The organism is Lysinibacillus sp. BSL11 (assembly GCF_052928325.1).
This window is the reverse complement of record NZ_JAVGCX010000005.1, coordinates 136,158-151,280: the sequence shown is the minus strand read 5'-3', so window position 1 is coordinate 151,280 and position 15,123 is coordinate 136,158. Positions and strand designations below refer to the sequence as shown.

Annotated in this window: 16 protein-coding genes; 2 read left to right on the top strand and 14 right to left on the bottom strand. The window is 37.8% G+C overall.

The annotated features are described in order from the left end of the window. Positions 1-81: 81 nt before the first annotated feature. Entirely contained in the window at positions 82-636 is a 555-nt protein-coding gene (locus RCJ95_RS07640; protein ID WP_202342270.1) for a hypothetical protein, read from the bottom strand. A gap of 90 nt (positions 637-726) precedes the next feature. Here RCJ95_RS07640 and ytvI point away from each other — a divergent pair, with 90 nt between their 5' ends. Further along, positions 727-1,785: a sporulation integral membrane protein YtvI gene (gene ytvI / locus RCJ95_RS07635; protein ID WP_274770509.1), complete on the top strand. Its 1,059-nt coding sequence runs from the start codon at positions 727-729 to the stop codon at positions 1,783-1,785. Positions 1,786-1,941: 156 nt separating this feature from the next. Here ytvI and RCJ95_RS07630 read toward each other — a convergent pair whose 3' ends face one another. Next, on the bottom strand, positions 1,942-3,096 hold the full coding sequence (locus tag RCJ95_RS07630) for a C40 family peptidase (RefSeq protein ID WP_004231877.1): 1,155 nt from the start codon (positions 3,094-3,096) through the stop codon (positions 1,942-1,944). Between the two features lie 322 nt (positions 3,097-3,418). Further along, positions 3,419-5,407: an ABC1 kinase family protein gene (locus tag RCJ95_RS07625; RefSeq protein WP_221681517.1), complete on the bottom strand. Its 1,989-nt coding sequence runs from the start codon at positions 5,405-5,407 to the stop codon at positions 3,419-3,421. Between the two features lie 251 nt (positions 5,408-5,658). Here RCJ95_RS07625 and RCJ95_RS07620 point away from each other — a divergent pair, with 251 nt between their 5' ends. Further along, a complete protein-coding gene (locus tag RCJ95_RS07620) occupies positions 5,659-7,353 on the top strand; it encodes an FAD-dependent oxidoreductase (RefSeq protein WP_446722098.1) in 1,695 nt (564 codons plus the stop codon). A 39-nt stretch (positions 7,354-7,392) separates the two neighbouring features. Here RCJ95_RS07620 and RCJ95_RS07615 read toward each other — a convergent pair whose 3' ends face one another. The 11 genes from RCJ95_RS07615 to hmpA all read right to left on the bottom strand — a co-directional run bounded on the left by RCJ95_RS07615 (position 7,393) and on the right by hmpA (position 15,099). Next, positions 7,393-8,343 (bottom strand): c-type cytochrome, encoded by a 951-nt coding sequence (locus RCJ95_RS07615; RefSeq protein WP_221681523.1) that lies wholly within the window; start codon positions 8,341-8,343, stop codon positions 7,393-7,395. Positions 8,344-8,577: 234 nt separating this feature from the next. Beyond that, entirely contained in the window at positions 8,578-9,282 is a 705-nt protein-coding gene (locus RCJ95_RS07610; protein ID WP_274770513.1) for a DsbA family oxidoreductase, read from the bottom strand. A gap of 13 nt (positions 9,283-9,295) precedes the next feature. Next, positions 9,296-10,072 (bottom strand): sulfite exporter TauE/SafE family protein, encoded by a 777-nt coding sequence (locus RCJ95_RS07605; protein ID WP_004231867.1) that lies wholly within the window; start codon positions 10,070-10,072, stop codon positions 9,296-9,298. Between the two features lie 80 nt (positions 10,073-10,152). Then, positions 10,153-10,380 carry a sulfurtransferase TusA family protein gene (locus RCJ95_RS07600; RefSeq protein ID WP_370635382.1) on the bottom strand — a complete coding sequence of 76 codons (228 nt, stop codon included), beginning with the start codon at positions 10,378-10,380 and terminating at the stop codon, positions 10,153-10,155. Between the two features lie 144 nt (positions 10,381-10,524). After that, entirely contained in the window at positions 10,525-11,652 is a 1,128-nt protein-coding gene (locus tag RCJ95_RS07595; RefSeq protein ID WP_221681526.1) for an MBL fold metallo-hydrolase, read from the bottom strand. Between the two features lie 79 nt (positions 11,653-11,731). Next, on the bottom strand, positions 11,732-12,127 hold the full coding sequence (locus RCJ95_RS07590) for a DsrE/DsrF/DrsH-like family protein (protein WP_004231858.1): 396 nt from the start codon (positions 12,125-12,127) through the stop codon (positions 11,732-11,734). Between the two features lie 17 nt (positions 12,128-12,144). After that, complete coding sequence (locus RCJ95_RS07585) at positions 12,145-12,693, bottom strand: sulfurtransferase TusA family protein (protein WP_255601431.1); 549 nt, start codon at positions 12,691-12,693, stop codon at positions 12,145-12,147. A 63-nt stretch (positions 12,694-12,756) separates the two neighbouring features. After that, entirely contained in the window at positions 12,757-13,056 is a 300-nt protein-coding gene (locus tag RCJ95_RS07580) for a rhodanese-like domain-containing protein (RefSeq protein WP_004231854.1), read from the bottom strand. Positions 13,057-13,068: 12 nt separating this feature from the next. Beyond that, entirely contained in the window at positions 13,069-13,410 is a 342-nt protein-coding gene (locus tag RCJ95_RS07575; RefSeq protein WP_257520705.1) for a rhodanese-like domain-containing protein, read from the bottom strand. Positions 13,411-13,451: 41 nt separating this feature from the next. Further along, a complete protein-coding gene (locus tag RCJ95_RS07570; protein ID WP_004231849.1) occupies positions 13,452-13,712 on the bottom strand; it encodes a metal-sensitive transcriptional regulator in 261 nt (86 codons plus the stop codon). Between the two features lie 220 nt (positions 13,713-13,932). Further along, entirely contained in the window at positions 13,933-15,099 is a 1,167-nt protein-coding gene (gene hmpA, locus RCJ95_RS07565; protein ID WP_221681533.1) for an NO-inducible flavohemoprotein, read from the bottom strand. Positions 15,100-15,123 lie beyond the last annotated feature (24 nt).

Here is a 15,123-nt window from a genome sequence, read left to right as displayed (position 1 = left end):
GCTATAATCCCCTTTTTTCATTCATTATAGTTGACTATTCTACCGTTCATCAAAGAATTTGCACAAAAAAACACCACCTCGCTACTTTGAACGGATGGCTGACTTATACTTCTTTTTATATTTAGCATCTTGTTCTTCATTAATTAAACGATGGGCAATATCTAATAATTTCGAGTCATTTGTTTGATCATATAGCTTTTTAAATGACATAATAATATCCTGACGAATAAGAGATGGCTGTTTTTCATCTATACATGTTTGAAATCTTTTAGCTAGATACGATACAACCAAATCTCTTTGTACTTGACCCGCCTGTCCAATTTTCCAAATGGCCTGTAATGCATGCCTTGCTGTAGCAGATTGTTCATCGTAAGTCACAGCCCAAATCTTTAAAAAATCCTCCAAGACCCTTTCTTCTGGATCACTTTTTGCAGCTAAAGCGCATAAAATTTGTGCAGCACGTGCACGAGAATAACCATTATTGTATGTAAGTGCTTTTATTAGCTGTTCCCAAACTGCATATGTCCAATCTACAGGTTCCTGCATAATTTTCATTAATTCCTCGTAAGATTCATATTGAATATCGCGATCATGCTCTGTTAGATTACTAAAAAGTTGCAAAATCTCTTTTTCCATAATTCATCCCTACCTTTATTGTTTCAGAACGTAATAAAATTTGATTTATGGTACACTTAACTTAATTTTTTTCGCAAAGAAGGTGAGTTTATGAATAAATTTAATGCTAGGAAATTGATTTTTCGGTTGATTGTGATAATATCCCTACTTCTAGCTGCCTATTTTGTTATCCCAGTGTCCATGCCTTTAATACTTGCTGGGATCAGTGCATTTTTCTTAGAACCCATTGTCATGTTCTTTAAACGAAAATGGAAAATGTCACGGAAAATAGCAGTTGCTTTTATTTACATAGTGAGTGTTATTGTTATATCTATTATTTGTTATCTATCCATTACACAAATAATGACACAAATAATTTTACTATCTAAGCAAGCTCCCTATTATATTTCCAAGCTATCAGATATGTGGCTTCATATGCAAGAAAATATTTCTAAATACACAGAAGACTTTCCACCTGAAGTAAGTGCTTCGCTTCAAAAAACCACAATGGATTTCATAAAGAAAGTTGAAGAATCCTTTTTAAGCTTCTTTAATTATAGCAAAGTTTCTGCCTTCTTTTCAGAGATACCCAGCCTATTTATCAGTCTTCTCGTTTATATGATTGCGCTATTCCTATTTATGCTTGATTTGCCTAAGTTAAAGCAAATCACTTATAAATATTTAAAGCCCAATACAGCAAAGAAGATAAAAATTATTTTAAATCGCTTAAAAGATGCTACATTTGGCTATATGAAGGCTCACTTATTTGTAAGCTTTATTATTGGAGGCGTCACACTCATTGGACTGCTATTAATCCAACCGAAATACGCAGTAACAATGACGGTTATTATCTGGTTAATAGATATTGTACCATTCCTAGGCTCTATCATTATTCTAGCGCCATGGGGGCTTTACCACCTATTGATGGGAAACACCTCTATAGCTGTAAAATTATTCATCTTAGCTGCTATTTTACTTATTATTCGTCGAGTAGTCGAGCCTAAGTTAATGGGAGACCATATCGGTTTGTCCACTTTACCAACATTAATTTCCATGTTCATAGGTCTACAGTTATTTGGTATTATCGGTTTACTTGTTGGTCCATTCGTTATTATTTTCTTTATTGCGTTGAAAGAGACAGGTGTCATCAAAGTAAATTTTAAAATTTAATATCAATCTAGTATGCAGGGAAATCTCTTTTCAAGAATAGACGTAGTCGTCTTGTTTCTTTTGAAAGAAATGCAAAATAAAAAGGTCAATCTTTGTATATTTTTCTCTACAAAGATGACCTTTTTCTTATATCAACCGTCTATATAATAGTGAGGCCTATTGAATACGTCCAAAGCCTACTAAGTATTGATTCCACCAATCAAGTGACTCAATTACGACACCATTGTTTTGAGCGTCGATCATTGTGTTATTACCTAAATAAATACCTACGTGTGCAACCCCTGAACCATAGCTGAAGAACACTAAGTCCCCAACACGTGCTTCACCTGCTGAAATGCGTTGTGTTGCTAAATATTGTTGTGATGCTGTACGAGGTAAAGAAACACCCGCTTGCTTATATGACCATTGTACAAGACCTGAACAGTCAAAACCTGTTGATGGGTTGCTACCACCCCAAACATAAGGACGTCCTAGGAATTGTTTAGCTGTTGAAATGGCATCTCCTGAAGAAACAGTGCCAGCTCCTGACCCAACAATAATCTTTTGTGGTTCGCCTCCACCATTATTTTGAGTTGCTTGTATAACTGGTGTAGCTGCTTGAAGTGCACGTAAACGAGCTGCCTCTTCTTCAGCTGCTTTACGCTCTGCTTCTAAACGTTCTTCTTCTTGTTTCGTTGCAATTTCAGCTTTTAATGCAAGTGATTTCGCTTCGTTCTCAGCTTTCTTCACTTCCATTTCGCTTTCTTTTTGCTGAAGCTCTTGGAATTGTTTTTGAAGTTCCTTTTGTTTTTCATCTAATGTAGCTTTTTGTTGCTCTAAGCTTGCTTTATCTGCTTCCTGTTGATCCACTAATTCTTGGTCAGCATCCATTAATGTTTTTACCGCTACGACACGATCCATTAAATCTGCAAAGCTTTTTGCCTCAAGCACTACGTTTAAATAAACACCTACAGTGTTGTCTTGCGCTTGGTATGCAGCCATACGTTCACTTAAAATTTTTGAACGTTGCTCGATGCGTTTTTGTGTTTCAACAATACTAGCATCCACTTCTTTAATATCAGCTTGTACTTGTTTAAATACCTTTACTTTTGCGTCGATCTCTTGTTGTAGTTTCGTTAGTTCTTCTTGTAATTTTTTAATTTGTGCATCTATTTCTGCCTTTTTCTCAATCATTTGTTGAGATGTTTCTTCGGCATGTACTTCTGTTGGTTGAATTGTATTAAATAATAAGCCGCCAGCTAGTGCTAATGCTAGCACCATCGACTTACGCCATTTGTTACGCTTAGCCACGTTACCTTCATTTCCCTTCATCTATCAATTTCGCTCTCGATATTCTATGTAATCACTTGAACGATTTCTATTTTAATTAAATGTTCTTATATTTATTTTAGCCTTTTAAAGTTTAGCATTTTCTACATAACTTTTATACTATTTCATGTCTATTTAATACATTAGTAAAACTCGAAATATTTCTGTAACATTCGCCTATAAACTACATTATTCTACAAAACACATTTTTCTTCTACACAGGGAAACTATTAGCTAATTCGACATTAGACCCAGTAGATCTTTTGTAATGTTTTTGTAATATTTGAGGGTATCAAAGAAAAAAGGTAGGGAAAAAATTCCCTACCTATTGCTTCATTGACCTTAATGCTTGTATAGATAATCTCACTAACAAAATGGCACATAAAAATAAACCTAAATATGCTGCTGTGTTCAAATAGACCGCATAAGAATCATGGATAAATTGTGATATTGCTAAAAGAGCGACAGATATAATACCAAAAGTTATACCCACCAGCAGCAAAACAAATTGAGAAAACAAATGTGTAATAAAACGTGCATTATGCTCATCCGAAAAGACATCATGATGTAAAATGATTTTTCCGCTTTCAACTCGCTGAATGAGCTGATCGACTCTTCTAGGCATTTTACGCAAAGTCGGTATAAGCATAGATAATTCTTCTTGCAGCCGCTCCTTAGTTGCCATCGGTTCTTTAAAAGGTTTAAGGAAAGAGGCACGCATATATGTAGCAGAAAAATCCTTTGCCTCTGTAAAGATATCAAAACGTGAATCTATTACCCGTAATGTGCCATCTAACGTTACTAAGGAACGGAGAGCCAATCCCACCGCTGGATAAAATGCAAGTCCAAAATCTCTTACCACTGTAAACAGGGCGTGAATTAATTCTTCAGTAGGTATACGGTCAACATAGGAAATTTTCAGTAATATTTGGTCGATTGCCTGTTCCATTCTCGCACGTTCTGCATGATCAGCATTTTCCACTAATAATGTTAAGCCATCATATAAAACGCTTGAATCATTTAGTTGAATGCCCATCAAAAATAACTTTAAGCCTTCTTGCTGTGTTGCACCTAGACGTCCTACTGCGCCAAAGTCAAGTAAGACTGGTGTGCCATCTGATTCATCTATATGGATATTTCCTGGATGTGGGTCTGCATGAAAAATACCAGAGAATAGCATCTGCTCAAAAAATGAATAGAGGACGGTTCTTGCAAACTGCCTACGATCAATAGACAAACGATTAAATTCAGATGCCCCATCTGCCACACTTTGTCCACGAATATACTCCATCACAATAACATTTTCATTACTGTAAGGCGTAAATATTTTAGGAATTCGAACCTTGTAATCGCTTTTCGCCAGTGCATTCTTCACCTGTAGCGTATTACGTACTTCAATATCTAAATGAATCTCCTCACGTAGTCCATCTGCAAATCCCCCAGCCAACTCTCTAAAGCCCAATGATTCTGCCCAGGTTGATTTTGTGGATAGCCAATTAGCAAATTCCTCTAAAATTTCAAGGTCATCGCGCATAATACCTTTTACTTCTGGACGCAATAGCTTGACTACCACCTCTTCATAATCCTTAAGCCTTGCTTTATGCACTTGGCCAATAGAGGCTGCTGCAATGGGCTCCATTTGAAATTGGCTAAATATTTCGTCCATTGATTGCGGAAGAGACCTCTCTAAAATTTGTTTCACTTGCTCCTCTGATAAAGGCCTTACTCGGTGCTGCAGCCTTTCTAATTCATCAATAAAAATAGGTGTAAAAAGCTCTTTTCGTGTGGAAAGCACTTGGCCAAATTTAATGAAAATCCCACCACATTGTTCTAAAGTTGCACGCAAAGCAATTGCAAGCTCTTTTTCATTTTCTCGTTGCCTCGCATATTTAATCGTTTGTACGACACCATTTGTAACAGCAATTTTTAATACCTGACGCAGGCGTTTCTGCTGTCGCCAATAGCTACGCAATCGCAATAGTAAAGATTTTTGGCCGTGACGGCGATCTCCATTCGTAATGCCGCTAGGGTCAAAAAGCTCAAATACCAAATAAAGCAACATCGAAATGAGTAGCATACTACCGATCCAAATCAGTGTGCTTACCTCAGTTACTGTTTGCATCATCGTTTCTGATAAAAAATCTGTATGGCGCAGATAAGAATACCAGTATACAAAAGAGGTTAATGTCACACTAATAACGACTGACAGCACTCTTCGCACAAAATTAATATTCGAGCCAATTAATCGTCCACTTACAATATAAATCAAACCCGATACTATGAGGATTTGGGTTAAAAATTTCAAAAAGATCAACAGTGTCACCCCCTAAGCCATTTCCATTTCCTACTACCGTTAGTATAGCAAATTTGTGCACCAACTTTCTTGAACGAGGAACACAACAAAAAATATATTAGTTCTATACCTTGATAAAATACCTATAAGGGTATATTATTTATTTGTAGTATTTAAACTATATTATTCACCTATTTTCAGAAGCAAAACCTTCATTTAAATGCTTTTAAATACCCTAATAAGTATTTACTAAGAAAAGGAGTGTTTATCAATTGAGAAAAAAATTTTTAGTAGTAGGTGGCGTTGCAGGTGGTGCATCCACGGCGGCACGTATTCGTCGTCTCGATGAAAAGGCAGAAATTATTATGTTTGAAAAGGGGCCAAATGTTTCATTCTCTAATTGCTCTCTACCCTTCCATTTAAGCGGGATTGTTGAAGATAGCAACAAATTAATTTTAATGACGCCTCAAGGCTTTCAAACAAAATACAATATAGAGGCTCGTGTTCAACAAGAAGTTGTACGTATTAACAGAGAGCAAAAAACCATCACCATTAAGGATTTAAAAACGAATAGAGATTATGAGGAAAGTTACGATACGTTAATTTTATCCCCAGGAGCAAGTCCTATCGTCCCTGACTTAGAGGGCATTCATTCTAAGCACGTCTTTACCATTAGAAACGTGGCTGATATTGACCGTTTAAATCGGTATCTACAAGCAGAGAATGTACAGGATATTGCCGTGGTCGGCGGAGGCTTCATTGGTGTAGAGGTAGCAGAAAATTTGAAGCTAGCAGGCTTTAATGTCTCTCTAGTTGAATTTGGCCAACAAATTATGGCCCCTTTTGATTATGATATGGCTCAAATCTTACACAAGGAAATGACTGATAAAGGGGTTCAAGTTATTGTCAATGACGGCCTTGCAAAGGTTACGCCAAATAATGTGACGTTGAACTCAGGCAAACATTTGAAAGCACAAGCAGTCGTATTAGCGATTGGCGTTCGTCCTGAAATCCACTTAGCCAAAGAAGCCGGGCTAACTATCGGTGAACTCGGAGGCATTCAAGTTGATGCTAATTACGTGACATCCGATCCTTCTATATACGCTGTGGGAGATGCGATTGAAGTATTCCATCAACTTACCCATAAAAAGACACGACTTGCTTTAGCCGGCCCCGCTCAGCGACAAGCTCGTGCTGCAGCTAATCATATGTATAACATCCCTCATCACAATAAAGGGGTTATTGGATCTTCAAGTGTACAAATTTTTGAACTCGCATGTGCGACAACAGGTTTGAACGAAAAAACAGCTCTAGCAAATGGCTTTCAGGCGAAAAGTGTTTATCTGATAGCTCCTGATAAAGTAGGCTTAATGCCAAATAGTAATCCGCTTCACTTTAAGCTCGTTTATGAAACACCAACGGGTAAAATCCTTGGAGCCCAAGCTATAGGTAAAGGCAATGCAGATAAACGAATTGATGTAATAGCAACCCTCATCACAATGGGCGGTACTTTAGAAGATTTAAAGGAGCTGGAGCTATCCTATTCTCCAATGTTTAGCACTGCCCGTGATATTGTTAATTTGGCAGCTCTTGTAGCTCAAAATCAATTACATGGACACTTCAAACAAGTAAAAGTTGATGAAGTGAGAACACTCATTGAAAATCAAGCCTACTTCTTAGACGTACGCGAGAAGAATGAATTTGAATCCGGTCATCTCCTTCATGCACACAATATTCCTCTAAGTGAACTTCGAGAAAGAATGGATGAAATCCCTAAGGATCAAGCAGTGTATGTGCATTGCCGATCCGGTCAGCGTAGCTATAATGCTGTTATGACCCTTCAAAATAGCGGTTTTTCTAACGTCTTTAATGTAAGTGGGTCATTCCTTGGGATTAGCTTATATGAATATTTTACAGATATCACAACGAACAGAGATAAAATAGTAACTGCTTATAATTTTAAATAACTTAAAAGGGATGCCGATTATTAGCATCCCTTTTCTTCGTTAGTTTGTAGACAAAACTTTTTCCCAGTCAATCGTACCATTTTTAACTTGTTCACGTTTTTCCTTATCCATGATGTCATTTGGACGCCCGCCTTTTGGCCAGTCTTTTTCATGGTTTGCCCACTCTGGACGATCCTGCGATAAAATAAAGGCAGCTAAATCTGCAGCTTCTTGATCTGTTAAGGTCCCCGCTGCACCTATCGGCATATTATTTTGAATATAACCAGCCATTTTTGACATACGTGCCATGCCTGCGCCATCATTAAATGAATCATCTCCCCATAAAGCCGGACCAGTATTAGCACCAGTTCCTGCGCCATCAGCTGCATGACAGGCTATACAGGACTGTGCATAAAGCTCCTCACCATCTGCAACATTTGGAATCGGCACATTCTTCATATCACTAGTGCCCGCCCATTCACGTTTTGCTCCAATCGGAACACCTTCAGAAATATAAGCGAAATACGCCACCATAGCCTCTAGTTCATCACTATTCATTTCGAATTTTTTACCATTCATACTACGAACCATACAGCCATTAATGCGCTCTTCTATTGTAACCACACCACCTGAGCGTCCAATATACTGTGGATAATTTGCCATTACACCTACTAATGATGAGGCTTGCTCGTCATAGCCTGCACCAGCATGACAGCTTGTGCAAGATAATTGGTTGCCCACATATTCATCTGCCGCAACATGCGTGTTATTAACAAGTTCATAGCCATTTAATATTGCTTCTTTCATTGGACCATCTGGTACTTCTTCAATACTTGGCGGAGCATAGACCACTGACTGAGCAGCTGCTGTTGTTGGTAATTGTGTTTGCACTGTCGCTTCTTTCTCACTTACATTCGAATCAACTGTAATTTTGTCACTGACAAACGTCCCAACAAAAATGGCGCCTGCTAACAGTACTGTTCCTGCTACTCCTGCTACTATAGGTTTCATCTATAATACCCCCCTTTGTATTCTCACTTATATTTTAGCAACATAACAATTTATTGGATGTGATTTTTCTCACACTACCACAAAATAGAACCATTAAGATGATAAAAATGGTTAATTTATACATTTAATTTTGTTCTATAACACAGAAAACAAGACTTAATACCTCTTGCAGTATCCATATACTTCGAAACAAAAAAGCATCGAGTACAAATTCGCACTCGACACCTTTTAGTCTTATAGTTTACACTGTCCATCAGCACATGCTGATTCTCCATTACCATTTATCGATACTGTTGGCTGAATACCAGCTATTTCCGCAGCTTGATGCAAAGTCCGCACAAACACTTCATTCGGCTCAGCCCCTTTAATACCATAACGGTTTTCAAATACAAAGAACGGTACACTTTGCACGCCAAGTTGCTGTGCTTCATAGCGATCCTTGTCTAGCTCTTCACTAAAATCAGTTGAAGCTAAGATTCTCTCCGCTACTCTTCTATCCAAATCTAATTGCGCAATAACTTTTAATAAAAATTCATCTTTATTTAAATCTTCACCATCTTTAAAATAACCAGCCATTAGTGCTTCCGTATAAGCTGTCGCTTTGCCAAATTGCTGCGTCCATTTCGCTAAACGATGAGCCTTTTCTGTATGCGCTGTTTTCATCTTAGCAAAATCATAATGCAAACCAACTTCCGTTGCTCTCAAAGCTATACCTTCAACCATATCTTTCACTTCTTCTAGCGTGACATCATATTTTTTAGCCAGCGCCTCATAAAAAGATGGTGCATTCGCTTTCGGATTATCTGGGCCTATTTGAAATGCTTTATATTCTATTTCTACTCGTCCTGTATAGCCTGCAATGTCAATTGCCCGTTCAAGTTCTCGCTTGCCAATATAACAAAATGGACATGTAAAATCAGAGAAGACTTCTATTTTCATTACCATACCCCCTTTATAATATATCCACCCAAATTTTAATAGCTGTTGCTAATATAAGAATCGCTAAAATAATTTGTAGGAATTTTGTATTTAACTTGCCCCCTATTCTCGCACCTAGAGGAGCAGCTATTAGACTTGATACAATCAAGATGAGCGCCGGGTAATATTCCACTTGTCCAGTCATTAATTTACCAATGGTACCTCCTATTGAGGAGATAAACGTAATAGCAAGGCTTGACGCAATAGTCATACGAGTAGGAATTCCTAAGACCACAAGCATGATAGGTACTAGTAAAAATCCACCAGCTGCCCCCACAATCCCGGAACCTATACCAACAACGAAAGCTAATAGGACCGCCAATGGTTTATTAAATGTAACAGCCTGCATTGGTTTATCATCAATTTGCTTTTTCGGTATGAACATCATCACAGCAGCAATTAATGCAAGAATTCCATAGACAATGTTAATACCTGACTCTGATAAAAATTTCGAACCGAAGCTACCTACAAAGCTTCCCATTAATATGGCGCTCCCCATATAGATAATGAGTGATTTATTTAAATACCCACCTTTGCGATAGACCCAAACACCAGAAAGAGCAGCAAAAAGTACCTGAATCGCACTAATCCCTGACACCTCATGTGCTGAAAAGGCCGCAAATCCTAGTAATGGCGGTATATATAATAGCATTGGGAAATTAATGATGGCACCGCCAATACCTAACATCCCTGATACAAATGAACCGAGAAAACCAATAAGTAAAATGGTTAAGATCCATGCAATATCCATTTATTTTTCCTTCTTTCTGGCTGTATTCAACAAAGTGAAAGGAGGGTTGTTCTACTGTAATAGACAACCCTCAATCAGCCCTATGCTTTCTGAATGAAAAATGTAATGACGCCAGCTTCTTCAGCTTGATCTAAAATGATATGACCTCCAGCTTTTGCCCAAGCAGGAATATCCGCTAAAGCTCCTTTATCTGTCACCTGAACTTCTAAAACTTCCCCAGACTTTAGGGTATCTATTGCTTTTTTTGTCTTCACAATAGGCATTGGACAAGAAAGGCCTTTTGCATCTAGTTTTAAACTTGATTTCATCATATTCTCCTTCGACTCGGCAAAGGTTGTAAGCGATTTTGCCGGTTCTTCTTGTTTTATATCTTCATGAAGGATGAGCGCCTTCAATTCACGAACTTTACATATAATAAGCATACATGCATACTCATTGCACTTTAGCATGTTTTATCGTACTGCACAGCGATTTGGTCCAATTTCCATTTCTGTTTGCTGATCTAACTCAGGTGTTATTTTCCCCATATTCACCTGACGAATTTCCTGATAAGCATTGGGTTGTGGAGGTAATTCATCTGTTACCACACGTCTAAATTCTGCTTCATCTTGAATATTTAATCCATGGTTTTGTACAAATAAATCCCCTAGTCGTCTTGCAACCGTTCCATCTTCATTCAGCTCATCAATAATCATAAAATGTGCTGGTAAGACAATAAGTTCATCAGACAATTCTCGATAACGCTTGTAAAGCGTGTCTCGTAAATCTCCAACCCAGTCATCAGCAAGGCCAGCTAAATCAGGACGTCCGATTGAGTCGATAAATAAAATATCTCCTGTTAATAAATATTTGCTGTCAACAACAAATGAAGTAGAACCTATTGTATGACCAGGAGAATAAATAGCTCCTACATCTATTTTTGATGCACCGATTTGAACAGTCGTTCCATCAACTAATGGTGTATAGTGGAACACAACTTCCTCAGCGTCCTTAGGTGGCAAATAATAGGTTGCACCTGTCATCTCTGCGATATGGCGCCCACCTGAAATGTGATCAGCATGTAAGTGTGTATCAAAAACATGTTTAATTTGGACATTTTTAAGTTCTGCAAAGTTTATAAACACATCTGTAAAACGTACAGCATCAATAATAGCTGCTTCACCTTCAGAAAGGACCATATAAGACAGACACCCCTTTCCTAAGCGAACAAACTGATAAAGCTCACCACCGCCTGTTAAATCACCTACTTTAATCGGCTCTAAATATTCACTCCAGGATTTCATACCTCCTGCTAAATAGGCAACCTCAATACCTGCCTCAGCTAACATTTCAGCGACCATTAAAGACGATCCTTCTTTTGCACAAACGACTAATACTTCTTTATCAGTTGGGATATTCGGTAAAATATTATCAATACCATCTAACAGTTCAAAATACGGTATATTTAAATACTCAAAACGATGGCCATCAATTTTCCAATCTTCGAATGCATCCGCATTACGAACATCTAAAATAAACAACTCTTCATTGTGAATAACCTTTTTAGCTACTTGTGACGCGCTCCATTTTTGAATTGACATCTCAATTACCCCCATTGGTATTATTTTTACGTTTTTTATAGCGGAGAGGGGTGCCCTCTCCGCTTTTATAGGTAGGTCACTAGAATGTAAGTGACGGTGCTGCGTCTTTCGCGAATTCTAGGAACGTTACAGCTCCACCCACTTCAATACCCTCGATGAAATCTTCAGTAGTTAAACCCATAACATCCATCGTCATCTGGCAAGCAATAAATTTCACACCTAATTCTTGTGCCATTTCCACTAGTTGAGGAATAGCTGGCACATTTGCTTTTGTAAACCCTTCAGCATAGTGTTCTGCTCCAGCGGGCATTGGTAATACATGCATACCTTGCTTATGAATTAGATTCAAACCTTCAAATGTAAAGAAGATAGCTACCTCTTTCTCAGAAGCTGCCGCAGCTGTTGCGATATTAAATACCTTATACGCATCAAATAAACCACCGTTACTTGCAATGATTGCTACTTTGTTCGACATAATAAAATTCCTCCAATTTAAATATTTTTTGTTAAATCGCCTGACCACGATGTCATTCCTGGTAAGACGTTAAATACTTTCGTAAAACCACGTGAAGCCAGCTTTTGCGCAGCCATGTCACTTCGTTTTCCAGTACGACAAATAACATAGATCTCCTGCTCTTTATCAAGCTCAGAAAGTCGCGTCTCCAGTTCGCCCATTGGTATCGATTTTGCTCCCGCAATATGCCCAAAAGCGAATTCCGCTTCCTCACGTACATCTAGAATTAATCCTTTACGACTTGTGATTTGCTCTAAATCAATTGTTTGATCAAACGTCATTTCTTCAATTTGGTCGTTTGTACATTTACGAATATAATGTTTCATTACACCATCATCTTCTATAGTACCAATATACTGATGACCTACAGTTTCAGCCCATGCCGCAATATCAGCTTTTGATCCTTTATCTGTCGCAGCTACTTCTAAAACTTGACCATCTACTAAATCAGCCATCGCTTTTTTTGTTTTCACAATCGGCATCGGGCAAGAAAGGCCCTTGGCATCTAGCTGAAAATCCGCCTTCATACTTTCCATAACCTCCATATACCTATAAGGGTATTTTTTTATTCAAAAAAATATAGATTTAATCTATAACTGTACTTTTCCCTCCCAAGCTAACATACCACCAATCATATTAGTTACATTAAAGCCATTACTTTCTAATATTTGAGTAGCCCGAGCACTACGTCCACCTGATCGACAAACCATAATATACGACTCTCCCTTATTTAATTCAGGTAGTCGAAACTCTAATAAACCTAGTGGGATATGAATAACGCCTGGAATGCGACCAGCCTCTACTTCATCTACCTCTCGCACATCAATAAGATTCAACTTCCCACCTTGCTCCATAATTTGCTGAACTTCTTTGGCTGTAATTTCTTTCACCTTTTTCTCCTCCTAGTATGCACTCATTCCACCACGAACATTAGAAACACGATCAAAGCCTTGCTTTTTCAGTTGCTTACAAGCCTGACTACTTCGCATGCCACTCTGACATATAACTACGATCTCTTTATCCTTCGGTAGGTTTTCAAAGTTCGATCCAAGCGGAACATTTTTAAATTGCGAAATATGCCGACCTTTATACTCAGCAGGCGTGCGTACATCGATAAATATCTTATCCTTATCATTCAGCATATCTTTTAATTGGGCTGTAGAAATTGATTGAACGCCCTTCACAGGCTTCATTCGCCAAACGAAAAAGGCTGCCACAAGCACAATAATAATCCATATTTCCATATGATCAGTCCTCCTTTTTATACGATTATGGGTATATTAAGTTATCGACTTTTCACGACCAAATCCATCGCCTCTTGGATAGCAGCATTCATTTTTTCAGCATTGCCTTCAGCAGTCGATACACAATCTAATAAATTTTCACTTACAATGACACCGATCGTCCGGTCAACAGCAGAACGCACGGCAGATAGCTGTGTAATCACATCTTTACAACTTTGATCTTCTTCCATCATGCGTAAAATACCGCGCATTTGACCTTCCATACGTTTCACACGATTTGCAGTGTTTGAGCCATACGCCATTCTGTTATGCCCCCTTTCAAACGATAGATTGAACTTCCTTACGAGTTTTATATTATACCCCTATAGGTATATTGTCAATATAAAGCTTCAATCTTTTTTAAGATGCTGCAATTGCAAGGCATAATGTTCTCTATATTGCTTAAAACTCATCTATCTGCTTCCTTATTATTCAACAAAAAACCCTACTACGAGTTATTACTCATAGCAGGGAGTTTATTTTTTATTTAGCTAATTGCATGGCCGGTCCAAAGAATTCATAGTGAATTTTTTCATCTTTCACGCCAATTTCCTGTAAATTTTTAATAACCGCTTCCATAAAGCCTACAGGGCCACATACATATACATCTGCATTATCAGCTACTTTTTCAGCCAGCAATTCTTTTGTAATAAGCTTGTCTTCATCAGAGTATAAAGCTGTATAGGATGCATTCGGTAATACGTTTACTTTCCCTTGAATATCATCGCTGAACGCTACAACCTTCTCATTACGAGCACATTGGATAAAGTTCACTTCATTCTCTGCATTATCATTTAAAGATTGCAGCATACTGTTTAAAGGTGTTACACCAATACCGCCACTTACAAATGTAATTGGTGCAGCCGTTTCTTCTAATACAAATAATCCAGCTGGAGCACTTACATCTACTAAATCACCAACTTGTAAGTGATCATGAATATAATTTGATACTTTACCATTTGGCGTATGGTCACTTTCACGTTTCACCGAAATACGATAGCCATCTTCTGCACTCGCTTGTGATAGTGTATATTGACGGTTCATTAAATACTCTTCTCCCGGCACTTTCACTCGAATAGAGATGTATTGACCTGGTTCATAAGTTGGTAGTGGTGATCCATCTTCATTTACAAAATAAATAGAAGTTACTAAGTCACTTTCCACAACTTTTTTCGCCACTTTTAATGGTTTAAATAGACGCCATCCACCATTGTTCTCAGTTTTTTGGTATAACTCTTCTTCTACTTGAATGAAAATATCTGCGATAACGCCATATGCCTCGGCCCATGCACCAATAATGTCATCAGTTGCTGCATCACCAAGTACTTCTTTAATCGCTTTTAATAAATTTTCACCCACGATTGGGTAATGTTCAGGTAAAATTCCTAAACTACGGTGTTTATGTGCAATAAGCATTACTGCTGGTAAAATTGCTTCTAAATTTTCAATATGAACTGCTGCAGCGTAAACAGTATTAGCTAATGCTGTTTGCTGACGGCCTTGTTCTTGGTTCGTGTGATTAAAAATATTTAGTAATTCTGGATGAGCTTGAAACATATTTTTGTAAAATGTCTTTGTGATTTCAACACCATGAACTTCTAATACAGGTACTGTTGCTTTAATAATTTGAATTGTTTCTTGTTTTAACATATCGCTTACCATCCTTTCGTGATT